Annotated in this window: 27 protein-coding genes; 11 read left to right on the top strand and 16 right to left on the bottom strand. The window is 46.5% G+C overall.

From position 1 onward, the window contains the following. The first annotated feature begins 8 nt into the window (after positions 1 to 8). The 3 genes from F3H20_RS05110 (at position 9) to F3H20_RS05100 (ending at position 2,848) form a co-directional block, all read left to right on the top strand. Positions 9 to 797: an IclR family transcriptional regulator gene (locus F3H20_RS05110; protein WP_149733869.1), complete on the top strand. Its 789-nt coding sequence runs from the start codon at positions 9 to 11 to the stop codon at positions 795 to 797. A 36-nt stretch (positions 798 to 833) separates the two neighbouring features. Further along, positions 834 to 1,478 carry a bifunctional 4-hydroxy-2-oxoglutarate aldolase/2-dehydro-3-deoxy-phosphogluconate aldolase gene (gene eda / locus F3H20_RS05105; RefSeq protein ID WP_149733868.1) on the top strand — a complete coding sequence of 215 codons (645 nt, stop codon included), beginning with the start codon at positions 834 to 836 and terminating at the stop codon, positions 1,476 to 1,478. Positions 1,479 to 1,579: 101 nt separating this feature from the next. Beyond that, the gene (locus F3H20_RS05100) at positions 1,580 to 2,848 is read left to right on the top strand and encodes an MFS transporter (protein ID WP_149733867.1); all 1,269 of its coding nucleotides are present in this window, start codon (positions 1,580 to 1,582) and stop codon (positions 2,846 to 2,848) included. A gap of 278 nt (positions 2,849 to 3,126) precedes the next feature. Here the strand turns inward: F3H20_RS05100 and F3H20_RS05095 are convergent, their stop codons facing one another. The 6 genes from F3H20_RS05095 to F3H20_RS05070 form a co-directional block, all read right to left on the bottom strand. Next, positions 3,127 to 3,870, bottom strand: coding sequence for a GDSL-type esterase/lipase family protein (locus F3H20_RS05095; protein ID WP_149733866.1), 744 nt, complete (start codon positions 3,868 to 3,870; stop codon positions 3,127 to 3,129). A gap of 328 nt (positions 3,871 to 4,198) precedes the next feature. Then, a complete protein-coding gene (locus F3H20_RS05090; RefSeq protein ID WP_223191630.1) occupies positions 4,199 to 5,392 on the bottom strand; it encodes an MFS transporter in 1,194 nt (397 codons plus the stop codon). Positions 5,393 to 5,448: 56 nt separating this feature from the next. Next, a complete protein-coding gene (locus F3H20_RS05085; protein ID WP_149733865.1) occupies positions 5,449 to 6,477 on the bottom strand; it encodes an ROK family protein in 1,029 nt (342 codons plus the stop codon). A 341-nt stretch (positions 6,478 to 6,818) separates the two neighbouring features. After that, positions 6,819 to 7,535 (bottom strand): metallophosphoesterase, encoded by a 717-nt coding sequence (locus F3H20_RS05080; RefSeq protein ID WP_149733864.1) that lies wholly within the window; start codon positions 7,533 to 7,535, stop codon positions 6,819 to 6,821. A gap of 692 nt (positions 7,536 to 8,227) precedes the next feature. Further along, positions 8,228 to 8,518: a YciI family protein gene (locus F3H20_RS05075; RefSeq protein ID WP_149733863.1), complete on the bottom strand. Its 291-nt coding sequence runs from the start codon at positions 8,516 to 8,518 to the stop codon at positions 8,228 to 8,230. Positions 8,519 to 8,601: 83 nt separating this feature from the next. Then, the gene (locus F3H20_RS05070) at positions 8,602 to 9,153 is read right to left on the bottom strand and encodes a macro domain-containing protein (protein WP_149733862.1); all 552 of its coding nucleotides are present in this window, start codon (positions 9,151 to 9,153) and stop codon (positions 8,602 to 8,604) included. A 227-nt stretch (positions 9,154 to 9,380) separates the two neighbouring features. Here F3H20_RS05070 and F3H20_RS05065 point away from each other — a divergent pair, with 227 nt between their 5' ends. Genes F3H20_RS05065 through F3H20_RS05060 form a run of 3 tightly spaced genes read left to right on the top strand, consistent with a single transcriptional unit; the run spans position 9,381 to position 12,474 of the window. Next, positions 9,381 to 10,814, top strand: coding sequence for a Na+/H+ antiporter NhaC family protein (locus F3H20_RS05065; protein ID WP_188128205.1), 1,434 nt, complete (start codon positions 9,381 to 9,383; stop codon positions 10,812 to 10,814). A gap of 43 nt (positions 10,815 to 10,857) precedes the next feature. Beyond that, complete coding sequence (locus F3H20_RS19840; RefSeq protein WP_188128204.1) at positions 10,858 to 11,025, top strand: hypothetical protein; 168 nt, start codon at positions 10,858 to 10,860, stop codon at positions 11,023 to 11,025. A gap of 30 nt (positions 11,026 to 11,055) precedes the next feature. Beyond that, a complete protein-coding gene (locus tag F3H20_RS05060) occupies positions 11,056 to 12,474 on the top strand; it encodes a nitrilase-related carbon-nitrogen hydrolase (RefSeq protein WP_149733860.1) in 1,419 nt (472 codons plus the stop codon). A 100-nt stretch (positions 12,475 to 12,574) separates the two neighbouring features. On the opposite strand, the gene F3H20_RS05055 is transcribed toward F3H20_RS05060, so the two are convergent. After that, positions 12,575 to 13,186 carry a DNA-3-methyladenine glycosylase gene (locus F3H20_RS05055; RefSeq protein ID WP_149733859.1) on the bottom strand — a complete coding sequence of 204 codons (612 nt, stop codon included), beginning with the start codon at positions 13,184 to 13,186 and terminating at the stop codon, positions 12,575 to 12,577. Between the two features lie 226 nt (positions 13,187 to 13,412). Between F3H20_RS05055 and F3H20_RS05050 the strand changes: the two genes are divergently transcribed. From F3H20_RS05050 to F3H20_RS05035, 4 genes are read left to right on the top strand one after another with little or no spacing between them, the layout of a single operon-like run. Then, on the top strand, positions 13,413 to 13,865 hold the full coding sequence (locus F3H20_RS05050; RefSeq protein ID WP_149733858.1) for a hypothetical protein: 453 nt from the start codon (positions 13,413 to 13,415) through the stop codon (positions 13,863 to 13,865). A gap of 6 nt (positions 13,866 to 13,871) precedes the next feature. Beyond that, positions 13,872 to 14,180 carry a hypothetical protein gene (locus F3H20_RS05045; RefSeq protein WP_149733857.1) on the top strand — a complete coding sequence of 103 codons (309 nt, stop codon included), beginning with the start codon at positions 13,872 to 13,874 and terminating at the stop codon, positions 14,178 to 14,180. Further along, positions 14,180 to 15,409: a glutathionylspermidine synthase family protein gene (locus F3H20_RS05040; protein ID WP_149733856.1), complete on the top strand. Its 1,230-nt coding sequence runs from the start codon at positions 14,180 to 14,182 to the stop codon at positions 15,407 to 15,409. Before F3H20_RS05045 ends, F3H20_RS05040 begins: the two co-directional genes overlap by 1 nt. Before the next feature lie 38 nt (positions 15,410 to 15,447). Further along, a complete protein-coding gene (locus tag F3H20_RS05035) occupies positions 15,448 to 15,873 on the top strand; it encodes a DUF350 domain-containing protein (RefSeq protein ID WP_149733855.1) in 426 nt (141 codons plus the stop codon). A gap of 250 nt (positions 15,874 to 16,123) precedes the next feature. Here F3H20_RS05035 and F3H20_RS05030 read toward each other — a convergent pair whose 3' ends face one another. The 8 genes from F3H20_RS05030 to F3H20_RS04995 form a co-directional block, all read right to left on the bottom strand. Beyond that, the gene (locus F3H20_RS05030) at positions 16,124 to 16,729 is read right to left on the bottom strand and encodes an AAA family ATPase (protein WP_149733854.1); all 606 of its coding nucleotides are present in this window, start codon (positions 16,727 to 16,729) and stop codon (positions 16,124 to 16,126) included. Between the two features lie 100 nt (positions 16,730 to 16,829). Next, positions 16,830 to 17,672, bottom strand: a complete 843-nt coding sequence (locus tag F3H20_RS05025; protein WP_149733853.1) for a class II fructose-bisphosphate aldolase — start codon at positions 17,670 to 17,672, stop codon at positions 16,830 to 16,832. A 39-nt stretch (positions 17,673 to 17,711) separates the two neighbouring features. Continuing rightward, a complete protein-coding gene (locus tag F3H20_RS05020) occupies positions 17,712 to 18,095 on the bottom strand; it encodes a tetratricopeptide repeat protein (RefSeq protein ID WP_149733852.1) in 384 nt (127 codons plus the stop codon). A 20-nt stretch (positions 18,096 to 18,115) separates the two neighbouring features. After that, positions 18,116 to 19,396 (bottom strand): PTS sugar transporter subunit IIC, encoded by a 1,281-nt coding sequence (locus F3H20_RS05015; protein ID WP_149733851.1) that lies wholly within the window; start codon positions 19,394 to 19,396, stop codon positions 18,116 to 18,118. Between the two features lie 31 nt (positions 19,397 to 19,427). Then, the gene (locus tag F3H20_RS05010) at positions 19,428 to 19,733 is read right to left on the bottom strand and encodes a PTS sugar transporter subunit IIB (protein WP_149733850.1); all 306 of its coding nucleotides are present in this window, start codon (positions 19,731 to 19,733) and stop codon (positions 19,428 to 19,430) included. Between the two features lie 42 nt (positions 19,734 to 19,775). Beyond that, the gene (locus F3H20_RS05005; RefSeq protein ID WP_149733849.1) at positions 19,776 to 21,908 is read right to left on the bottom strand and encodes a BglG family transcription antiterminator; all 2,133 of its coding nucleotides are present in this window, start codon (positions 21,906 to 21,908) and stop codon (positions 19,776 to 19,778) included. A gap of 370 nt (positions 21,909 to 22,278) precedes the next feature. Beyond that, entirely contained in the window at positions 22,279 to 22,713 is a 435-nt protein-coding gene (locus F3H20_RS05000; protein WP_149733848.1) for a DUF3021 family protein, read from the bottom strand. An 11-nt stretch (positions 22,714 to 22,724) separates the two neighbouring features. Further along, on the bottom strand, positions 22,725 to 23,171 hold the full coding sequence (locus F3H20_RS04995; protein ID WP_223191629.1) for a LytTR family DNA-binding domain-containing protein: 447 nt from the start codon (positions 23,169 to 23,171) through the stop codon (positions 22,725 to 22,727). A 234-nt stretch (positions 23,172 to 23,405) separates the two neighbouring features. Here F3H20_RS04995 and F3H20_RS04990 point away from each other — a divergent pair, with 234 nt between their 5' ends. Then, on the top strand, positions 23,406 to 23,930 hold the full coding sequence (locus F3H20_RS04990) for a hypothetical protein (RefSeq protein WP_149733847.1): 525 nt from the start codon (positions 23,406 to 23,408) through the stop codon (positions 23,928 to 23,930). A gap of 139 nt (positions 23,931 to 24,069) precedes the next feature. Here F3H20_RS04990 and F3H20_RS19835 read toward each other — a convergent pair whose 3' ends face one another. Beyond that, complete coding sequence (locus F3H20_RS19835) at positions 24,070 to 24,213, bottom strand: hypothetical protein (RefSeq protein ID WP_188128203.1); 144 nt, start codon at positions 24,211 to 24,213, stop codon at positions 24,070 to 24,072. Between the last annotated feature and the right edge of the window lie 50 nt (positions 24,214 to 24,263).

Genomic DNA, 24,263 nt, shown 5'->3' with positions numbered 1-24,263 from the left:
GAGACTATATGGTAAATATTCGTGTTAACAAATCAGCGGAAAGAGCGCTTGATGTTCTGGTCTTACTTTCAAAGAGCAATACGCCTTTAACCCTTCATGAGATTTGCTCCGCTTTAGAGATACCGCGCAGCAGCGGATTTGAGTTAATCCAGACGCTATTATACAAAGGCTTTCTGGAATTCGATGATGAACGGCTAAAAACTTATCGACTAGGTCTGAGTGCATTTGAAACCGGAATAGGCTATTTGTCAAACATGGGAATCCCCCATCTGGCTCGTCCTTTTTTACAGGAAATGAATAAGCTGTCAGGAGGAACCGCCTTTTTAGGAATTGAGGATAAGGGTAATATTGTATATCTGGACAAATCAGAAAACTACTCTTACATGCGTCCTACGGCTAAGCTCGGCTCACGCAGGTACATGCACACTACCGGCTTGGGCAAGGCGTTGTTGGCAGCTTTTCCGGAAGATAAAATTCTGCACATTTTAGGTGATGGGGATATACCCCGCAAAACACCATATTCTAAGGTGACCATCCCAGAAATTTTGCAGGATATGAGGGAAATTCGCCAGCGGGGATATTCTGTTGATGACCGGGAAGATCATTTGGAGATGTACTGTATTGGCTGCGCTATTTTTGATCGCTGGAATCAGCCTGTAGCTTCGATCAGCGTGGCCAGCCTATATTCCAATATGACGACAGAGCATCGGGCTAAGGTAGTTCAAATTGTAACTGAAACAGCATTAAAATTGTCCTGCCAATTGGGGTTCAGCAGCCAAAAACTGTACCGGGACTAATTCTTTCAACCAAAAAAATTTCAGGAGGACTATTCCATGTGGAGAAAACTTAACAACCTAAAAATGATTTATGAGAGCGGCAGCATCCTTATTATCCGTACTGACAGCGATCAGGACGCGCTGGCTGTTGCTGAGGCTGCGATTGAAGGCGGTATTAAAGTCTTGGAAATTACTATGGCGGTTCCGAATGCGCTCGGAGTCATCAGTTTATTATCAAAGAAATATAAAGATCAGGTGGTAGTGGGTGCCGGGAGCATTTTGGACGGTGAAACTGCCAGAGCAGCCATTTTGGCCGGTGCGGAGCTTCTAGTAAGCCCGCAGTTAAATCCTGAAATGATTAAGGTGGCTAACCGCTATCAGGCTGTTACTGTCAGCGGAGCTATGACCCCGAAGGAAATCATAGATACGTTGGAAGCCGGAGCTGACATCGTAAAACTGTTCCCTGCAGATAATCTAGGACCGCAATATGTTAAAGCCATTATGGCTCCCGTACCGCAAGCCGCTATTGCGCCTACCGGCGGAGTATCGCCTGAAAACGTACAGGAATGGTTTCAGGCTGGCTGTATAGGTGTAGGTGTCGGCAGCTTCATTACAAAAGCTGCAAAAAAAGACGGCGACTATAGTAAAGTTACTGCGGCAGCTAAGGAATTTATCGCAGCGGTGAATTCCGCCCGGTCATAATAGAGCAGGTAGCAAATAGTAGCACAGCATAGGTTTCTCCGTTGTATAAGATTGGCCAGAAGACAGTGCCTTTCTATAAAAAATCCAAAGTAGTGTTAACTATGATGAATAGTGCAGCAACGGACGCAGTTACATACCCGGTACAGACAAATAAACTTCGCTGGTGGTTCGTTATTCTGATTTTGCTCGGGGCAATAATAAACTATTTGGACAGGTCCAATCTTAGCGTGGCGAATCCGCTCATTGCCAAAGAATACGGACTGTCCCCCTTACAAATGGGCGTTTTAATGTCAGCTTTTCTCTGGCCTTATGCATTAGCTAATTTACCCGCCGGCTGGCTGGTTGATCGCATCGGTCCTAAAAAGATGTTTGCCGGTGCAAGCGCGCTCTGGTCTGTAGTAACGATCCTTACCGCATTCACTAATAGCTATTCTCTTTTTTATTTATTGCGGGTCATGCTGGGTATATCGGAATCACCGTTCTTTCCTGCCGCCGTTAAGGCTATTGACCGTTGGTTTTCTAAAGATGATCGCGGAACTCCCCTGGCTATTATTAATACCGGTTCACAAATTGCCAACGGTATCGCCCCTCCTCTTTTAACAGCCTTAATGCTGGCATACTCCTGGAAACTCATGTTTATCATTATCGGTGTCGCCGGTCTCGTTATTATGGCCTTATGGTGCTTTTCTTACCGTGACCCCAAGAATGGAGAAGTGGCAAGTATTCAGGAGGCAGAGAACCAGGTAGCTGCTGAACATAAAGTCGGCTGGGGAGATTTGTTCAAGTATAAGTCGACATGGTATATGATCATAGGCAATTTCGGACTAGTATATACGATGTGGACTTTTCTAACCTGGCTGCCAGGTTATTTGGTAGTCGGAAGAGGCCTCAGCATATTAAAAACAGGCTGGGTTGCTGCGATTCCCTTTCTTGTGGGTATCATTGGCGTACCACTAGGCGGAATTATATCAGATTACTTTATTCGCAAAGGCTATCAGCCAATTCAAGCCCGTAAAGTTCCTCTAGTATCAGGCGCTATCGTCGCTGCGTTAGCCGTTATTCCGGTTCCTTATGTACAGGACATTAATGTCTGTATTGCCTTACTGTCTCTGGCATATTTCGCTTCTTCCGTACCAACAGGTGTCATCTGGACACTGGCTACCGATGTTGCCCCAAAAAATATGGTCGCTTCCCTGGGCTCTATACAAAACTTCGGCGGGTTTATTGGCGCCGCAATCGCCCCCATTGTTACAGGAGCAATTGTACAAATGACCGGCTCTTTTGAATATGTATTTTTGATTGGATCAGTATTATTAATTGTTTCGGCCATTAGTTACGGTATGTTTTTACGCAAACCAATTGAACCTTAAAAACAAAATATCCTGTCACAATTATTTAGACTATAATAAAAGGAAACCGCTCCTGGTTGCATCATGGGCTGATCCAAAAAGCAACGTACAGTAAATGGACCTCCAAGCGGCAGAAATAGCGTTAAAATATGCAAACTGGCATCGTATTCATACGGTGCCAGTTTTGATTTCAGTTGAATGCGTTCAAAATTATCAACATAGATATAATCGCCAAGAAGCGCTTGGGCTTCAGCGATGTTTTTTGTGCATGTCGGGGAACAGCATCCTGGTTTCAAATACTAAAAAAGATTTACCTGGCCTGAGATTTGGTCTCTCCAAACCTGATAGCCAAGCTCATTCAGATGTAGTCCATCAGTGGTATAGACGGCCGGAAGCCGTCCGTTGGAATCGCTAAAGGCAGGTACAAGATTCAGGTACCTACAGCCGGTATTCTTAGCCAATTGCTCAATCTGGCGGTTAAGCTGCTTGATATTGCTATTGGTCCGCTTATTCCTGGCCGGAAACAGTTCATCATTAAAGGGCAGGACACTTTCCACATAAATTTTGGTTTCCGGTGATTTTTGCTTTACCTGATCAATAATGCGTTGATAGTTTTCCATAATATCAGGGATGGAACGGTTATAGCAAAGGTCGTTGGTACCGATCATAAGAAACACTTTGGCCGGTTTTAGGTCTGTCACCTGCTGCAGCCGGTGCAAAACACCTAACGTGCTGTCACCGCCAATGCCGCGGTTGAGTACGGGGTATTGCGGAAATAGTCGAGACCAGTTCCCTTCATCGGTCATGCTGTCACCCAGGAAAACAATCGGATGAACCGAGTGAGGCTCCAGCGAGAAGTAAAGACTGCGCACCCGGTAATGGAGTGTAAGATATGGCGGATCCTGCGGCGTACGCCCTAACTGATTGCTCCAGTCCCAGAAACGCGCCTCATCTTCCTGAGCAATAGCTGCCAGGGGAGAGTAGAAATGGGTAAGACCGATAAATAAAGCGAGTAAGGCAATCGTGATACAGCGAATTTTCATAGTAATTCCTCCAATAATCTAGCTGTGCTTGGCTAAAAAGTAGTACTGCAGCTTGCCTCATGCGGCCAGTTCAGTCCTCATATACATAAAAATCACCTATTAACTTTAAACCAAAAAGATACTTCGCCGAAAGATCTAACAACTCCTTCAAATTAATAAGTTTTTAGTTGCCGGCATGTTAGTTTTTCATGCTTCTGTCTATAACCGGAGCATTTATTTTTTTACTATAAGAAAAACCTCCAAGTCCGGTGCTTTTACTTACACCAGCTTGGAGGTTTTTCGTGCTCCCGAGCTCCATAGCAATCTTCTGCCTTTTTATTTATCGGATTTACGGCGTACTGTTCTTGGCAACGATGCCTGCGCTGGCTGCCACCGCCAGCATAGTTGCCGCAACAACAATAAAGGCAAAAGGGAGACTGATCGAATGAGCCATAAAACCGATAAGCGCCGGTCCGGCCAAGATGCCTGAATAGCCCAGGGTAGAAACGGCGGATACGGCCAGGTTTGCCGGCATGACTTTCTGGCGGCCCAGCACGGAATACAGCACCGGTACGATATTGGAAGATCCCAGTCCCAGCAAGGCAAAACCAAGCAACGCGGCCGTCCAGGTGGGAACGAATATGGCAATGGCAATCCCTGCTGCCGCACCGATCCCACCGAACAGGATCACGTTTCTGCCGCCGAATTTGGCAACAATCCGGTCCCCGGTTAATCTCCCGATCGTCATGGTAACGGAGAATAAAGAATAGCCCAGCCCCGCCTGCGCTAGTTCAACGCCGCGCAGTGAAGTTAAAAATACGGCACTCCAATCCAGCATGGACCCTTCAGCCAGAAAGACGATGAAACATAAAATCCCGATGAAAAGGACAATTCCTTTAGGCAAAACAAACACGGGTCCCTGCTTTTCCTCACTTCCGTAGGGCAGCAAGTACCTGCCAAACATCACTAACAGGGCAAGGATTATCACGGCAACGCAGAGCATTGCCGCCACCGGGGATACACCGGCTTCCAGCAGGCCGCTCACACTGCCGGCCCCAACAAAACCGCCCACACTCCAAAGTCCATGGAAACCGGACATCATGGGCCGGCCACCGGCTTTTTCGACAATCACAGCCTGGATATTGACGACCACATCAATCATACCGACCGCGGCGCCAAAGACCAGCAAGGCAGCCACGATTGCCGGTATGCTTGCCGCCGTAGCAAGAAAGGGTAACGTAATACACAGGAACAGACTGGCAAGGCCAATAATCAGCCGGCAGCCAAAGCGTGCCGCAAGCAAACCGGCAAAAGGCATGATGCTTATCGAGCCAGCCCCCAGGCACAATAAAAGAAAACCAAGAGTAGCCTCATCAACACCGAGGCGCGCCTTGGCATAGGGAACCAGCGGAGCCCAGGCCGAGATGCCAAAACCGGCAATAAAAAAAGCAACCCGGGTGGAAACTTGCTCCCAAAACCCCGGTATCTGTCGTTTAGAAAGCGTACTCTCATTAGAGGGCAATGCATTACCCATTTTAGCCATGTTATCCCCTGCCCATCATTTGAATTATAACGAGGAACCTTCTGGTACCGGACAATCTACAGCCTTTTCTCGATCAGTTGAACATCACAGGCCAGACTTTCCAAAGTAATGGCAATCAAACCATTGATATAATCGCCTTGGATATTCTCTTCAATCAGGAGCTGCGGCATATGTTCCTGCGGGATAATCGCTTCGCAGTCAGTATAAAACTGTTCCAACATATCTAACCGGACCAAGTTACCTGTCAGCATAATGGTTTCCGGATTAATGACGGCAATGATCGATACAATCGTCTTTACCATTAAAGGCGAAACTGAATTGGTCCGATTGAGCTGTTGAATTTGTTCCTCCCGTGAAATATCAAAGGGTAAATATGAGACTTCCCCGGCAAAGTTAGTATTGCCCCGAACAATGTGGCCATCGACCATAATGCCCGCTCCGGAACAATTGTCGCGGGGGAAAATGACCACTGCGATGGTCTTGTCTTCATCATATTTTTGTTTTTGGTAAAAGCCATAGGCGATTAAATTGACATCATTCTCCACAGTAACCGCTACATTATATTTTTCTTTTAACCTGGCAGACAGAGCGATATCTGCCAGTTCCTTTATGTCACAGGAGACAATGAAGCCTTTGCTTACAAGCCCGGGCACACCAATTCCCAGGGCCGTAATATTTTCGTAACGTTCAATGAGCTCTTCCACCAGATTATCTATCACTTCATAAGTAATGAGAGGAACCTCAACCGTCTGCTGTTCAATCATCTCACCGATCAAATTAGCAACTGCATAAATGATCCGCTGCTTTCCGCCTTCATTACTTACATAAATACAGGCAATATAAGAATAATTTGCGTTGTACATAAACCGCCGGGCCGGACGTCCGCCGCTGGACTGTTCTAAGTCAGTCTCAATAACTTCACCCCGTTCCAATAGCTCATTTAAAATATTGCCGCAGGTTGCAACGCTTAATCCCGTTGCATTGGCCAACGTGATTTTGGTGCCGCCTTTCAAAGCCTTCAGTGCGGTCTTAACCAATTCAACATTGACCTGTTTAACCCGGATGGTATTATTAACTATTGGCATTTTACACTTCTCCTTATCGATCCGACTCATCTTACAGTTTGCTTGGCTTAGCGCTAAAAGACAAAGCTTGCAGGTTCTTTTACGACGTTCAGCGTTAACAGAGGCATAGTTAGGGCCCGCCGCATTCCAGCTATTCTTTCAATAATACTTTAAATAACTCTTATTAAAAGTGTTATATTAATAATATATTATTAACACTCCTCTTTGTCAATTACTAAAAGCACTGTCGCTAACTCCTGAATGTACAAAAAAACCCTCCAAGCCCGGTGCTTTTGCTTTGCACCAGCTTGGAGGTGTACACAGTTCCCATATTATCAGACAAAAGCGGTTCGCCTGCAACGTTATACATAAAACTCCCGATACGTTGGTATTTCCAGTGCAGCCAGCCGTCCGCCGAAGCAACTGCCACAGTCAATCCCAATTTTGTCCTTATAGACTTTATCGTACCAGATTTTTGCCTGCTTCCTCTTATTAAATTTCGGATTGTAGGGAGATAAGTTCCAGGTTGGTACATGCCCAAATATCAGCATTTTATCATGATAAGCCGGACAAAACGGAAACGATTCGTCCATCCAGATCGTGTCATTTTCTTCATTGTTTTCAATAGATTTCGTCGTATCGGCTCCGGCATGGGCAAAAATATACCGGCCTGTCGTGTAGTAAAAGGGTAGGGAACGGATGAACTGCAAAATATGTTCGAGGCCTCCGGGCGGTAAATTTTTAATTTCCTGAAACGTGGAATATCCGCCATGATACATATACCAATTATACAGATCTTCACTCGGCTGGGTACGCCAATTTTCGGTTGTCAGCATTTCCACAATACTGTCCTGAGCAAATCTTTCGTGATTTCCCTTAAGCACGATCGCCCCTTGCTGTTGAAGCTTTTGACAAATCGCCAGGGTTTCCAGGTTTTCGCGGCCCCGGTCCAGCAGATCACCGACAATGACCAGCAAATCATTGTTGGGATCGTAATCGCATACTTTCAATAAAGCCAACAGGCTTCTGCTTTCCCCATGAATATCGGAAATGGCCAGTATCCTGTCTACCACACGCATAAACTCACCTTACTGTCTGTTTTAAATGTCTTCTTTGATTCAGTATCCCAAATATAAACGGAAGTGTTTCATTCATCGTCCCCTTGGCGGAATCAGTGGTCGGAAACACAACCATCCTTATATATAGTATATGCCCAGCTTATTCCCATGAGTCCTGGCCTGTCTGCAAGGCAGCTTAAAAAGCGGCAAAATTCTACCACCTAATGAGAAGTGAATGAAGCTTCCGTTTCTAGCACTCCCACTATCAGATCAGGTAGTAGTATAACTGCAAAAATATCTTTATAAATAAAGTTTCTGGCAGACCAAATTTCCCCTTGATTAGTTGCATATTTTCCCATCATGGGTATAATATAATAAAAGGACTGACGTGCTTAATACACGCCAGCCCTCCAGGCTGTCTAACCGGAAAACGGCTAGCCCAAAAATGCATGTTATTAGGAAATAACCGCCATCTGAGCAGGGGCGGTTATTTCTTTTGGGTCATGACCAGTACCATGAGCGTGGCAAATGCGACCGCAAATGTCAATGCCTCATAAACAGTCATCTTACCATCCCCTTCCTGAAAAGGAAGGGGCTAACCGTCCCCCGAGCAGCCTACACATCCATTATAGCATATTTTCCCAGGATAGTAAGAAAATACTTTTCTTGTGAATATTCCCTCATTAGGTTAACTGTCTCACATGCTCCTACCGTTATGGTTTAATCAAGCTTTCCAGTCCCGCAGCACATTTAGAAGGCAAAAATTCAATCACCGTATATTCCGCCGCCTGGTTTGTATAGAACGGGTCATGCTTTATGATTGCATCAATCTCAGCCCGGCTATTGGCCTGTGCCAGGATAATACCTCCCTCACGGGGATTCTGCCGGCCGGACATAAGAAAGATTCCCTTATCATAACATGCATCCAAAAAAACGATATGCCCGGGAATCAGCTCGTCGATTACCTCTAACGGTTTTACGTATTTCAAAATGATGACAAACATGTTGTTCTCCTCCTTCTTAATCAGCTAATTGTTAACAACACAACTCTTAGAATGGTTCGCTTGCTTCAACCATATTCCGCGAATCACAGGCCTAACTCTTCACTGAGCCTCTTCTCCTCCCGCAAGAATATCTGATAAGTTTCATCGTCAAAATTACACATGACAATATGCTCAAGCCCCACTCCGTCTTGCTGCAAAAACCAGTATGCGGTTTCGAGCAATATCTTGGCGCAGTCTGTTTTGGGAAAGCCAAAAATACCGCTGGATATGGCAGGGATAGAGACAGATTTTAAGTTATATAGTTCAGCCAAGGTAAGTACACTTATCATGGCCTTCCTTAATTTTTCCTGTTCATTTCCCTCGCCCCACTGCGGACCGACTGTATGGATCACAAATTTGCAGAGCAAATTCCCGGCGTCGGTGATTACGGCTTTACCGACAGGCACTGATCCGATTCTTTTAATAATATCATTACTTTGTTTTTGTATCTCCGGTCCGCCCTTGACCGCAATGGCCCGGGCCGCACCACCGCCATGCTGAAGCTTGGAGTTGGCGGGATTCACAATCGCGTCGGTACTTTCCGCCGTTATATTGCCCTGTTTAATACTAACGGACTTTTTGCCTACGCTTATCACCGCTGATCACCCTTCCTCTGCTCCGTTGTTATCGTTTGACCGTCACTTGTCTTCCTTGAATTTCCTATGAACACTTTACCAATTCTTCAGCACAGAACCATAGTCCTGCCGCCCTCAATTAAAAGCCAGACAGCCAAGCCAACCCATCGCCCTTGCGCTAACTGCTATTCATAACCGGCAGCTTTTCGGCTAATACTAAGCCGATATTACCAAAGGAGCGATCAATCTTGCTGAATTTTTACAGTATCATACCGCCGTTAGCGGCCATTGTTGGCGCGGCGATTACCAAGCGAATTATTCCGTCGCTGGTACTGGGGCTGCTGGCCGGTACCTTATTGCAGTCAGGCGGCAGCCTCCTGGAGTCCGTCCTGCTGGCCGGTCAGGCCCTGGCCGGTGTAGTATCCGAGGAAAGCCATGCCTATATTATCCTGTTCCTATTCAGCTTCGGCGCATTGGCCGAAATATTTAAAGTAGGCGGCGGTATCTCAGGCTTCGCCAAATTTACGGAACCCTATATCAAAACCGAACGCGGCGCCCTGCTCAGCGTACTATGGGCTTCGCCGGTCACCTTTCTTGACTGCTGTTTTCATACCATTGCCACAGGGGCTATCAGTAAACCCTTACTGGAAAAGGTAGGCGGCTCCAAGGATAAACTGGCACTTATCGTCAACACCACCTCTTCCCAGCTCATTGCACTCATTCCCTTTGCTACCACCTATGTCGGCTATATTCTGGGAGTTATCGGTTCGTCCATGGCCCAAGTCGGCCTTACCGGCAATCCATACCGGCTCTATTTGTCGGCCATCGCCCTGAATTTTTACTCTATCAGTATGCTAGTTGTCAGCTGCCTTGCCATTTTTTACTCCTTCCGGTTTAGCTGGCTAAAATTGGCCCAGCCTGCTTATAAACCGGAAGCGGATACGGGCGACCATAATTCCCACGAGGCCCACGATGAACATCATTATCAGGAAAAAGTACCGCCCCGGATCGCCAACCTGCTCCTGCCGCTGACTTTTTTGCTGGCGTTAATTATGTATCTGTTATGGTGGACCGGTCAAGCTAAGGGAGCGGCCTCCGTAGTCGAAGCGCTGCTCAACGCCGATTATGAAAAAGCCATTTTTGTCGCTACCTTCGCCACACTGATAGGCACCACCCTGCTCTATGCGCTGCAAAAAATCCCGATGAAAGAATTGCAAAGTCATTTTTTGAGCGGCGGCACCGAAATGCTGCCGCCCATAGTCATTTTGACCCTGGCCTGGGCGCTTACCGGTATAACCCAGCAACTGGGCTTCAGTCCTTTTATCAGCAGTTTGCTGGGAAATACCCTGCCGCCGCAGTTGGTTCCTGTCATCGTATTTGCTCTGGGCGGACTGGCTTCTTATTTTATGGGTTCTTCGTGGGGTACCTGGGCTTTGATCATGCCGCTGGCCCTGTCTTTAGCGGTAACTACCGGCGCCAATGTTTCGCTCGTAGTCGGCGCGGTGTTGGCCGGCGGCTCAATTGGCGACAATCTGTCTCCTTTGGGCGAGACGCCGGTCTTAACCGCGGCGGTTATGGATATTCCGGTAACCAGTCATATCAGCTACGTCCTGCCTTATGGGCTGGTTGCCATCGGGACAGCGGCCCTGCTTTATCTGGCCTTAGGCTATGCCTTGTTGTAGTAATTTAACAAGGGCACCGCTAACTCTAGTCGGGAGTAAAAAAATGCATAACAAAAATAAGCCGGGTGCGGAAGCACTCGGTTTGTTTTTATCCGGCAAGATAAACAGAATGAAGCTGACCTGTGTTTTTACCTATGTTTTATTTTTCTTATTATGGCAGGCTCCTGCCTTTTCCTTGTCTGGAGGTTTTTCCCATCGTCTGGAGAAATAGCATAAAGGAATTCAAAAAGGGGGCCTTACCATGCCCGTACTGTCACCGAAGAGCCTTGCTTCCCTATTGGGGGTCGCTTGCTTAAGCGCCCTGTTATTCTATTTTTCCACCGGCTTCTACGATTATTGGCTGCTGACCTGGCTGGCGCCGCTGCCAATATGCCTTTACTCCCTGCAGTCCCGGAAGCTGGAGGCAGCGTTAGCTGCATGCGCGGCGTTCATCCTTGGCGCTATGAATCAGTTCGGCTATCTGCCACCGCTATTATTTGCCGGCACAACCCTTCTGAGTACAGTTGCCTTTGTTTTGTCCATCTTACTGTTTCGCGCAACGGCCCGATCTGGCAATCAGGCTTTTGCTCCCTTCGCCTTTGCTGCCGCCTGGACAGCATATGAGTTTATCCACTCCCATTTTTCCTCCTTCGGCACCTTTGAAAGCCTGGCCTATACGCAGGCACTCAATTTGCCAGTCATTCAGTTGGCTTCCCTGACTGGCATCTGGGGTATTACGTTTCTTCTCATGCTGCTTCCCGCCGGTTTAGCCGTTTCCTGGCACTCATTTCGCTTTAGAAACTGCTGGCATTTGCCGTGTCTGCTTTCCTGCGGGTTCTTAGCAGCATCGCTCCTCTTTGGTATCTGCCGTCTCTACCTGCCGGCAGGCAATTCGGTTATTACCGTCGGTCTATCCGCTATATCCGCCACCCGCGAAGAATTGCACAGCCAGGATACAGCAGCTATAACCGCTTCCCTAAGCCGCTACAGCCACAGTGTAGACACACTGGCCTCCGCCGGCGCCCAGTTTATACTGTTGCCGGAAAAGATTGCTCTTTTGAACCCGTCTAGCCGTGAAATAGGCTTATCCATACTAAAGCAGGCAGCAGCTAGAAACCGGGTTACCCTGATTGCCGGTCTCAGCCTACAGGAAGACCAGCTCCATAATACAGCTCTAATATTTGCCCCGGACGGCTCACCAATTCGATCGTATAATAAGCAGCATTTACTTGCAGCCTATGAAAATACTTACGTTCCCGGTAAGGACCTTACCCTGTTAACGATTGCTCCTAACGCCAGCGCCGGAATTGCCATCTGCAAGGATATGGATTTTATCCTGCCAGCCAGAGAATACAGCCGGCTAGGAGTCGGCCTCCTATTTGTACCGGCACTGGATTTTCACACTGACGGCTGGTTGCATGCCCGCGTCGCCATCCTACGCGGCGTGGAAGAAAATGCGGCCGTAGTCCGCGCCGCTCAGTGGGGCTTGCTCACGGTCAGCGACAGTCGTGGTCGTCTGCTGGAAACTGTACCAGCCAGCGATCAGAGTGAAACCTGCCTTCTGGCCAAAATCCCGCCAGGCAGCGGTTATTCCCTGTACAGCCAGCTAGGCGATTGGCTGGGTTGGCTCTGCCTCTTGGCAACGGCCCTGTTTCTCTTCCGGCTTAGGGAAAAACAATAGTACACTCGTATCGCTTTTGACATCACTTATTTTATAATTAAGGACCTCATGTTATCCGCTATATAAATGCAGAGAGAGATATCCTATTCAATTATAATCCTTACTTTATGGACACATATTCATTTCCTTCTATGTAGAATCGCCAGGGATAGTCCCGGGCTTCACCGGCATAATCAATCCCCACACGGGTTGTTGTGACAATGTTAAAATTCTCGTTTTTCCCTTCTTCAACATATATTTTATCACCGCACAAATCCATTCCATTGAAGGTCTTGTCCATTGACAAGGCCTTGCATAATTTTCCGGGGCCATTGGTTAAACCTCTTTTTTGGCTCTTTGTCAACTGTTCGCAGGGCTTCTTGTATCTCGCTTGCGCCATCAGCTCAATTCCTTGAACAGGCTCAGCCGCTCTGAGCAAAACCGCCTGGGGATTTCCCTTTTCTCTGGTTACTATATTGAAACAATAGTGCATGCCATAGATGATAAATATATAGGAAAATCCGGGGTCCCCATACATCACCTCAACGCGTGAGGTTCGTCTTCCACCATAAGAATGAGCCGCCCTGTCTTCGATCCCCATATACGCCTCAGCCTCAACAATCTTAGCGGCTATTTTCTGTCCGTCGAGTTCGCGGACAAGTACCTTACCCAGAAGTTCTCTGGCTACGATAACGGTATCCCTATTATAAAATTCTCTGGCCAGTTTGTTCATCCCATTGACCTTTCCTTTCTGCAGGAGCTTGTATCTACCATCCATTTAAGTTAATTATGCTCATTTTACTCCAACACAAAAAAACTTACAATGGACCATAAAATCCATATAATGACTTTTTCCATAAAAAGCAGGGTTTTCTAGATTTTTGCATAAATTATATTCTGAATATCAAATTATTGGATATTTTGAAACTATATGCCACCATTGGTTAAGGGGTGCTCCTGTGTCTAATCTGCAATATCGCCTGTTTTCTGAAGAAAATAGCTTTCCCGTGCTCTATCATTATGAACACATTTCCGAAGAGGAAGTTATCGCACGTTTTGCCTGTGATTATTTTGTTAAAGACGGAGTTTTATATGAAAAAACAGCTTGTGCCACCGGACCTTTATCCTACATAATCTACATCAGACAAGTTGAAGATATCACTACAACATATACCGACAATATGAGATTTAATGAAGCAAGTATCCCCTTAGAAATTCGCCACTACCAAGAAAACGCTGATCTTTACCCCCTATTATTTATTAATGAATATAAAGATCATCTGCAGGCGGCGCTTCGGCTTCAAAGCGATTTTTTTATGTGGCAGGGCCGTGAATGGCGGAAAACTTCCGCCGAAATTGACGAAGATCGAAAAGTATACGTTTTGTATGCCGAACCGGAAGCAAAGGAGTAAAAAGATATGAAAGACAAAATATATGTGTCATCTTACCGGCAGAACCTAGCTTCTCCTGAGGAAACCAGAAACAGAAGTATAAAAACGGTAGGATTGTTTATCGCCGCTGCCGTAACGGCAGGCATCATCTATACGGTTTATTATGATGACAACGATTGTCAAAGTACTACAGGCGGCAGCTCAGGGCATGGCTTTTACCGCAGCAGTAACGGTGCAAGTGCGAGCGAGGGCAGCGGCACGGCGACCCATGGCGAGTCGATTTCTACCGGGGTTAGAGGAGGCCTTGGCAGTGCCTTCGCGGGTGGTCTTGAATAATGGATTATGCCAAAAGGCGGGAAGCAATCTATGGCCTGGTAAGAGCCGAGGGAATTTTCACCTGGGATTGGATGTATGATAACGAATATGCTCTTTCTTGCCTGTATGGCATTTCTGAGCAGTTGAAAAAGGAATTAGCCTATGCCTCCGAACAGCTTGGTAAAGTATTTGCTAAGACCACAGCCATTATTCAGTCAGGCGATCAGCAACTATTCCTAGAGCTGGGCATTCCTCAACCAGTCATCGCTGCCGCCAGAATTCCCGTTCTCCCGGAAATGCCCACATTAATCGGTCGTTTTGACTTTGCCAAAACGACGGAAGGTCTAAAAATGCTGGAATTTAACAGCGATACTCCCGGCGGAATCGTTGAATCATATTATGTTAACGGTCAAGTCTGCGCTTATTACGGGCTGGAAAACCCCAATCACGGCTTGGAATCCGAAATCACTATTGCATTCCAGAGTATGATAGAAAAATACGCTCGTCTGGGTTACGCCACTGATTCCGTCGTTTTCAGCGCTTTAGACTGGCATGCCGAAGATGCGGGAACAGCCCGCTATCTAATGCATCTCGCCAGGTCGAAGGCTAAATTCGTACCGTTAAAAGATCTGCGTCTACTCAATAATCGATTGTATTCCCTGCTTAACGAAAAGCTGGAAATCATTGACGTCCTCTATCGACTGCATCCGCTGGGAGTACTCAGCACAGAAACAGATATCGACGGCTTTCCCACCGGTGAATATGTCCTCAAGCTTATTGCCAATGGTAATTTAGCAATTATAAATCCACCGGGAGCTATCATATCGCAAAGCAAGGCCTTGCAGGCACTCATTTGGAACGTATGCCAAACCACGGACTTCTTCAATCAGGAAGAACAGGAGATCATTGCCTGCTATATGCTCCCGACTTATCTGGAAAATCACTTTTTACATAAATGCCCCTATGTCATAAAACCGGTATTTGGCCGTGAAGGGATTGGTATTAGCCTGCATCATGCCGATGGCACCCTGGCTCAATGTACAGTCAATACGTTCCAGGATCAGTCTGTTGTTTACCAGAAAAAAGTCGAATTGGAAGTCGCCGAGGTTGAAACCCTGAAGGGTCCTTACCGTGGGCACTTGCTGTGGGGTTCTTTTTTGATAAACGGTAAAGCTTCAGCCATCAGCGCCCGCATTGGGGAAAGCATTACTGATGACCTATCTTATTTTTTGCCTATTCACCTTACATAAGTTTAATGAATTCATAAATAAGGAGGAATTATTTAAATATGTATACCAGCTTAATCAATTTTTCACTGTATCTGTTAGTTTCAATCCCTTTAATGATATTCGGAATCTTGATGTTCACCCGGACTACTTCTTATAACGATTTTGCTATGATCAACGCCGGCAGCAACACCCATGATCCTGGCCAGGTAGACGCCGCCATCGCCGTTGCCTGCGACTTAGGCGGTAAGATTATCGGATTATCCACCGTTCTTGCCTCTGCTATCTTCCATTCCGCCAATCTGTTAGATCTAACAATCTGGGGCCTTGTTGGTATCCTGTTTGAAATTATTATATTTTGCTTTTTTAGGCTGTTATCTCCCATCAAGGTAACCGCAGAAATTTCCGGCGGGAATATCGCGGTAGGTATATTCTCGGCCGTCCTAAGCATCAGCAGCGGCCTGTTGATGGCGGCACTCATTAGTTAAATGTCTGAGAGACCGCTACTAGAAGTAAGCATCCGGTGATTTGAAAACACCAGATGCTTACTTTTTTATCCACCCGCAGGGACAGTTTATATGTCAACTACGCCTCATTTTACTTGACCTATCCAAACAAGTATATCGAAAGCCTTGAACAGATTCAATAGTACCGTCCCCCAGGATTCCACAGTACCACCGCCAAGAGTTAATCAAACAGAATGAAATTGTTTTCGTCTATGCTAAACAACATCCCAGACTACCTCAACAGTTCTTTCATTTGCCGGCACAGCTCTTCATAGTTCACGGCGCTAAAATCCGTCATGTCCAGCTTGATCAAATAGCCCAGGGAAAACTCACCATAACCACGGGTAAGACAGCGTTTGCTAAATTCATCATAATCCAGCAGCGCATCTGCTTCATGGCGGTCAGTCGGCTGTTGTCCCTGATGATAGCTTGTCAGCACGTGACCCCAATGCCGGGAAACATCCAGGTCCCGTTGTTTTTGCCGTTCAAACAAAACTGCTAAGTCTCCCGTCAGCCGCAGGGTAATGATCTGATAACCATACTGCTTTGCCAAACCGGCAAGGTTATCCTTTTGCTTATTGCTAAAAGGATAGTCCGACATGACGGCTGAACCGGCCTGCATATAGTCGCGCAGTTTGTCGTAGTAATACGCCCAGCTTAGCCGGATGGTCGCTTCCTTTTCCGCCAGGTTGTCAAAGCCTTGTTCATCCCAGAACTTTTCTTTGATCGCGTCCGGTGACAACAGGATAAACGCCGGCTGCCATTGCCGTATTTTATTGGCTAAATAGGTCTTTCCCGTACCGGGAAACCCAGCCAGCAGGATAAGTGTCTTCTTCATATCCCCGTCTCCCTTCTGCTAAACAAACAGGTGCCACCCGTTCGGAAAAGCGGCTGCCTCATGTCTGACCGCCTTCCACAAACGGATAGCACCTTTTTGACTATGCGTTTAAAAAAATACCGATCTTATTTCTGATAATATTGAAAACCACTTCATTACAGGGCATGATGTTTTTCCGCAATGACGTATTCTCCTTGCTTTGTGAAAAATACCTGGCTGCTTCCCGTGTCCAGCCAACCAGCAGCTCGGTGCCCACGTTGAACTTGCGGACGCCGTGATTAGTGCACTGTCTGATGTCCTCATCCTTGACACCGGTGCCGCCGTGAATAACCAAAGGAATATCGACGGTCTCATGGATCTCCTTCAACAGCGGTATATTGAGCTCGGTTTTCGATTTATACTGGCCATGGTTGGTGCCTACGGCAACCGCCAGAGCGTCAATCCCTGTCTCAGCCACAAACCGTTTGGCATCGGCCGGATTGGTGTAGGCCTTTTGCTGTTCCGTCACTACCAGCCCGTCTTCCATACCGCCAATAGTTCCCAACTCGCCCTCCACCGACACGCCTCTGGCCTGAGCATAGTCAACTACTTCCTGTGTTCTCAAAACATTTTCCTTAAAGCTCAACGCTGAACCGTCAAACATGACCGAAGAGTAACCGGCGGCAATGGCCTTCCGGATGTCTTCAAATTTGTTGGCATGGTCCAGGTGCAGTACGACTTCGGCGCTTTCATAGTCGGCCAAGTGCTTGCACACATTGGCGATAACGCCGTAGCCGATATATTCCGCTGTACCGGCGCTGGTCTGGATGATAATGGGCGAACCCATGGACTTGGCGGCCCGGATCATGGCCGGCAGCATCTCCAGATTATGCATGTTAAAGGCGCCCACGGTAAAGTTCAACCGGGTCGCTTTCTCCGTCACTTTTTTCAAGGTAGTATACATGTATGATTTCCTCCTGACTGCGCATTGCCCACAGTTTTTTTACTCCAGGCCGCGAATGACATCCTTCGAGAGCTTCATCAGTGCGTCAATTTTATCAAGATATTGCTGAAGCTGCTCGTCATCATTCCGTTCGGCCGCTTCTCGCCGTTTAACATTGTATAGCTTCAGCAAATCGGTGTACGCCTTGCCCAGCGTACGGTTTTTCTGAATGCTCATTTCATAGTAATGAATAGCTTCGTCAGTCTGTTTCAGCACAAACAGCTTACCGCCCAGTTCATTGAGCAGTTCGAGCCGCCTAGCACCACCGGCTGTTTCCAACTGCTGCTTTAGTTCTGCCACCTGACCGCTTAATGCCGGATCAACCTTTTTCACCGTAGCGGTAAAATCTGCTGGCTTAGCCTCTTTTTTTCTAAAGAAAAACAAGTCCTATCCCTTCTTTATGATTAGAATATACTCATCAGCGGACTGATAATCCAGGCATACAAGAGTGCGGCAGCCACGGTATCGACATCGGTCGCCGTCGCGTTGGCAAAGCCCAAATGGCTGAACACGGTGACTAGCAGCGCCGGTAACAACGTGATAAAGAAACCGTGGGCGATACCGCCGATAATGGCACCTCGTTTGCCGCCTGTCGCATTGCCAAAGATCCCGGCCGTGCCACCGGCAAAAAAGTTGGTCAGCATCCCCGGCAAAATCATAGCTAAACCGAATATAGGCAGCACAAACATAGCGATAATTGTACCGATAGTCGTGGTCACAAAACCAATGATGACGGCATGCGGGGCATAGGGAAATAACACCGGACAATCCAGAGCCGGAATGGCGTTAGGCACCAGCCGCATGGCAATGCCACGGAAGGCAGGCACGATCTCGGCCAGAATCAGGCGAACGCCGGCTAGCAGGACATAAACGCCAACGACAAACTGAATGGCCTGCAAAAAGGCATGGACCAGATAGTCGGTATGGCCGGCCAGGGGAGCACAAAACTCCTGTCCGGCAAAAAAGGCGGTAATCAGGTAAAGCGGCACCATAACAACCATCACTGAAAGGTAAGTATCCTGCAAAAACTCAAACCCTTTGGGCAGCTTGATATCTTCGGTGGATTCTTCCGGATTGCCGCAGACTTTAGCTACCGCTGCTTCAAACAAATATCCGATGGTGCAAAAATGGCCCAGTGCAATATCGTTGCTGCCGGTGATCCTACGAATCAGCGGTTGGGCAATGGCCGGCATGGCTACGGCAAAAATACCGCCCACAATACCACCGATTACGACCAGTGTAACGCCCCTAAAGCCTGCGCTATAACCAAACACGGTGCACATAGTCGCCATCCACAGAATGGCCTGACCGGTCAAAAAGATATATTTCCACTTGGTAAAACGGGCAATGATAATATTTACAATAAAGATAGCTAAAAAAGTAAAGGCGATCGGGCTGCCCAGCCCCAGTTCGTTCATCGCCTGTCCGTTAATGGCTTCGATGGAAGGAATAATCCCCTGCATATGAAACCCTTCGGTAAAAATCTTGCCAAAGTAAATCAAACTGCCGACAATGATACCCGCCCCGGCCGATAATACCTGGAAGCCCAATAAGGTCTTAAAGGTTCCGGCAATGGTCTGTCCCACCGATTTCTTTTGCAAAACCAGCCCCAGCATGGCAATTAACGAAATGGTAATCGCCGCCTGCGTCAAAATATTGGTGATAATAAAGTTAATGATTGACATAAACATCCTCCTTCACTCTTTGCACTCAGGTCTACAGGACGCCTTTGACCTGCAGTAAGGGTACCAGCTTTTCCTCAATCTCCGCTTTGCTGACAATATTTTTCAGATATAAAATAGTTGTTGTCTCCGGAAGGGTAAACTGTTCAAACTGGGATTTAAAATTGCTGGCCGTAATAATAACCTCCGGATTCATCGACACGGCAGAGGAAATATCGCAGTGATCCATATCCGCCTCCACCCCCAGCTTGTTCAATACATCCTCGACACTCATTTGGCAGGCAAAACTGCTGCCCAGACCGGCGCCGCACACCATAAGCATTTTGATTTTCCGCTTCATACTGACCCCTCTTTTCTGATTAATGAACTAAAACCCAGAAACTCACGCCTGCATCCCCTCCTCAAATTCATCCAAAACCTTTTGAAAACCAGCGATAGTAGCCTGACCGGCAATCTCCTCAATTTTTGAGTCTTCACTAATGATGTTGACAATCGACTTCATTACTTTCAAATGGGAGAAATTATCAACAGCCGCCAGACAAAAGACCAGACTGACCGGATCGTTGGTTTCATGACCGAAACGGACAGGCGTCTTCAGGGTCATGACGCTAAGTCCCAGTTTCAGCACACCGTCCTCCGGCCGGGCGTGGGCCAAGGCCACTCCCTTTCCAACAACAATATACGGCCCGTATTTGTTCACGGCGGCGATCATCGCCGTTACATACTCCGGTTTGATATATTGTTCATCCAGCAGCGGCTGCGCGGCATCCCGGATACAGGCTTCCCAGTTTGGGGATATCTGCTGCAGCAGAATATGCTGATTTTTTAGCACTTCACGGATCATTGGTTGAACCCCCTGACGGTTTAGAATGATTTTATTGATGGCAAACAGTTGTTCCAGTTCTTCAATGAACGGCTCCAGTTTCAACTTGGTGCTGTGTTTCTCGGCTATTTTGCAAATGTCTCTAAAAAAATCAACCGCCGCCAAATGAGTGGTGCCAGATTTTTTAATGCCTGGATGATTATCCAGAAACTGTTTGATTTTCTGCTGGTCATGTTCGGTCAGTACCGGATCGATTTTTAAAGAAGGTAGATTATTGATTTCCATGTCGATCGTTTTTAGGGCAAAGTCGGCACCCAGCCGCTTAATGGCGTGGATATCATAGCCGTTGACAACACCCATCACGTCAAACTGGTAATACTTTTTAAGATTTTCCGCCAATAACTCTCCCGTAGCCACGCCATGACCACAGATAATGACCACACGGTATTTCCCCGGATTGCATTGAGCCAGTTTTTCCTCCGACGCACTGAAATGCAGCGTCAGATAGGCAATTTCTTCTGCCGAAAGCTTCTGCCGGCAGAACGGTTCCAGTACCCGGACGGCCTTGTGTACCGTGTTGTACATCATGCTGTACTGTTCCATAACCATGTTCTTTAGCGGATTGAAAATGCTGACCCCATTTTTGATCCGGTTGATCAACGGCTCGATATGATTAAACAACCGCTCAAATAGTTCTTTATCCTGGGAGAAGGGAATTGCGGTGAGCTGCTCCATCTCCTGAATCAGTTGGATGGTTAACAGTTGCAAGCCGCCCCAGTCAATTTTCAAGACTGTCGAATGTTTAATATTAAAACTATCAATGATAAAACACAGATAGTAACGCTCATATTCACTGATAGCGCGCGCTTCCACTCCCATTGTCTCCTGCAAAAGCTGCACCACCATCTGGTAGGAATGCAGTTTTTCATAGCGCAGCGGCAGACAATTGGTACTGGTTACGGTGTATCCCTGAGTGAAACGCTTATACCAAATAGCAAAAATAACCGCCATTTGCCGGAAATGAATCTCATTGAAGGCAAACCCTTCACTGCGGGCTATCTGTTCAATATGGCGATAAATACTGAACAACAGTTTTTCATTTAAATACTCCAAAACGATTTTTTCTTTCTTGGAAAAAACGAAATGATTACGGCCATTATCCATCATCATTTCCAGATTGATATAATGATTGATCACATTATTAAGGAACAACCGGACCGCCCATTCATCACCCTGGAATCTAAAACCTTCCCTGGGTGTACTTTTAAGGACGACCCCATACTCTTTCGCCAGCTTGCGAATGGTTTTCATATCGGAGTCAATCGAGCTTTTGCTGGTAATCAGTTCATCGATAAAGGTAGTGGCAAAGGTAGGCTCCTGATTCTGCAAGATGGAAAACAAAATCCTGAGGATTCGTTCGCCGGCCGGATAATATTCCGTCTGTTCCTGGCTGGCGTTCAGCAACGAGAAAAAGTGCTGCTTTTCGGCTGCTGTAAACTGCAGCCTGACCCCCAGCTTCCGGTCCTGCTCAATACAGGGAAACCCCTGTTGCTGCAAAACCTGGTTGGCCTGCTCCAGATAGTACCGGACGGTACGCTCCGACTTTTGCAATGCGGTTTTCAATTCTCCATAGGTGCTGTATTCATTTCTGGCAATTAAAAACGAGATCAACTCCAATTCCTTACTGGTCATTTCAATCCACCTCGCATGTTTAGTATACTGACTCGGGATTTTTCAAAAAAGTAGAACTATTTGCAAGATAGTTTTGCAAAAAGTTCTACCCTGTTTATCGGACAAAAAAGAACCGCTTAATATATAAAGCAGTTCTTAATTCACAAGCTTTTTAATTTTTATCCTGAGAGCGTGTCTTCAAATTATCGGAACGTCCACTAACGACGCTTTTCATGCCATACCCTTTTGAAGTTTCCGGAAATAAGATCCATTATTCCTGCGAAATTCAGTCTCATTTGTCACCCATTAGATATTCCCGCTGACGCTTCATTACACCTGCCTATATTTTTGCCAAACCCAAAGAAACGTTCTGTATGGTAACACCGGCAACTCACTTTTCAGTATTGTTTTTGTACTCACTTAGTTTTTCATTAATCTGTCTTGCCTCTTTTTCACCGTCAATATACATCATGGCAAAGACGACTCCTTTCACGATAAAAATCACCACAATATAGGCTAGAATGATGCTGCTGTCTGTGTTGGGACTAATCATAAATAACCATAGAACAATCAATATATCTGCCAGAAGGGTGCAAAGAGAAAACACAATGACCTGTCTTTTTCCTGTCAAATCAAGGGGATTGGTATAAGCAACCTTAAACAGGGCAAAAGCCGCAGACAGGACAATGATCTGCCACAACAGTACAGGCCTGATTATTTCCGATGAATTGATTCCTAAAAACAACGCCATTATAATCAGCAAACACCCGCAGGCTTTAAAAATATCCGATACGATTGGTTTTATATATTGACCGACATCCATCACTAAAAACCTCCTTATAAACCTAATCTCTGTTTGAGAACAGGAACATATTGCCGGGAAATAACTGTTTTTTCACCATTTTGCAGCAAAGCCTCAAGTCTTCCATAGAAAATCGACTTTAACGAATCTATTTTAGTAATATTAAGTATGGTTGATTTAGAGGCTCGGAAGAAATCCCCCTTCTCATAGAGCTTTTCAATCTCGTAAAGCTTTAGTTTTGATTCGAAAACCTTTTCGTGACAGTAAATAAATACTTTATTATCGACCGACTCAAAATAAAAAACATCCCGGGGATCGACGATATGCATTTCCCCATCGGCCATTCCTGCCAGCTTCCTGGAAACTGATTTCATTGAATCAATACACTGCAGCAATGCCTCATCAACGTCATTAGCCCGTATGATGATTTCCGGCTCCGTTCCGTCGGGTATATTCTCAATCGTGATTTTTATGCTGACCACCTCCCGTTTCTCTATCTCAAGTATAGGTCAGTAAATCGGCTTAATCAATACATGCAAAGGTAAGCTGCACCCAGGAAAGCCTAAGTTGCAATTTTCTCGGGGATTTGCAAAAAAAAAAACTTTACTACCGATTTCAGGTTCTTATCCTTATAAAATTCTCCATAATAAAATATCATAGTGGTCTACATAGCAACAAAACTTCCGGAAACACTATACAAAAAGGAGGAGTAGAGCATGAACATCCTACGCTTGGGAACAAGATTTCTCAACAATAGTTCTCCGCTTACATTATTAGCCGCCGGTGCTGCTATTGCCGTTGCTTTTCCACCTGTCCGGCGGGGTTTCCGCATGGTTGCCGTCATGACTACCCGGGGAGCTCTGGCCGTTGCGGACAGTGTTAAAGATTTAGGAGGCAAACTAAAGGAAAGCACCGCGGACATTATGGCGGAAGCCAGAGACTATAGCGGATCTCCACAGGACACTCTGTCGGAAACCATTGGCTGTATTAAAGATACCGTCAGGCACCAAGGCCGCCGTGTCGCAGTAGCAACCACCGCAGGTGCCTTAACGTTGTCGGATAGAGCGCGGAAAATACGCCGTAACTTTAAAGATGTAGTAGAAGAAGCCAGGACCAGCCGCACCGATAGAAACGATACTGAAGAGGTACCAGACGGCTTGGCTTATGAAAACCCGGAAAATTCACCATACGAACTTTTAGATACCGATTTAGAATCCCCCCATAACAGACACAAAGAATAAGCGATAAAAGAACGGAGTCGCCACTATTGCATAGCGGCGACTCTTTTTTACATATCAACAAGTACAACTTTTCCGGTCTAATCAGAACATCTAAAGCATCTGTTTTCATTCCATAAATTAGAACCGACCAAGTTTTCTCCTAAATTCCCGGGTCCTGCTTCGCTTCCTGCATTTTTTTCATTGCGCAGGTTTTACCCACACCGTATACAAAAGGAATCCCGATGGCATGAATCAACAGGAATGCGCCCCAGCCAATTGCGGGACGTGCCAGCAGCCAGTACATAGCATCACCTCCTCGCCTCTTATGCCGTGTCAGCCCTATGCCGTGGATAC

This window comes from Propionispora hippei DSM 15287, assembly GCF_900141835.1.
In the GTDB taxonomy this organism is placed as follows: Bacteria; Bacillota; Negativicutes; order Propionisporales; family Propionisporaceae; genus Propionispora; species Propionispora hippei.
Note: the sequence above shows the minus strand (reverse complement) of the source record. Positions and strands in the feature narration are given on the sequence as shown.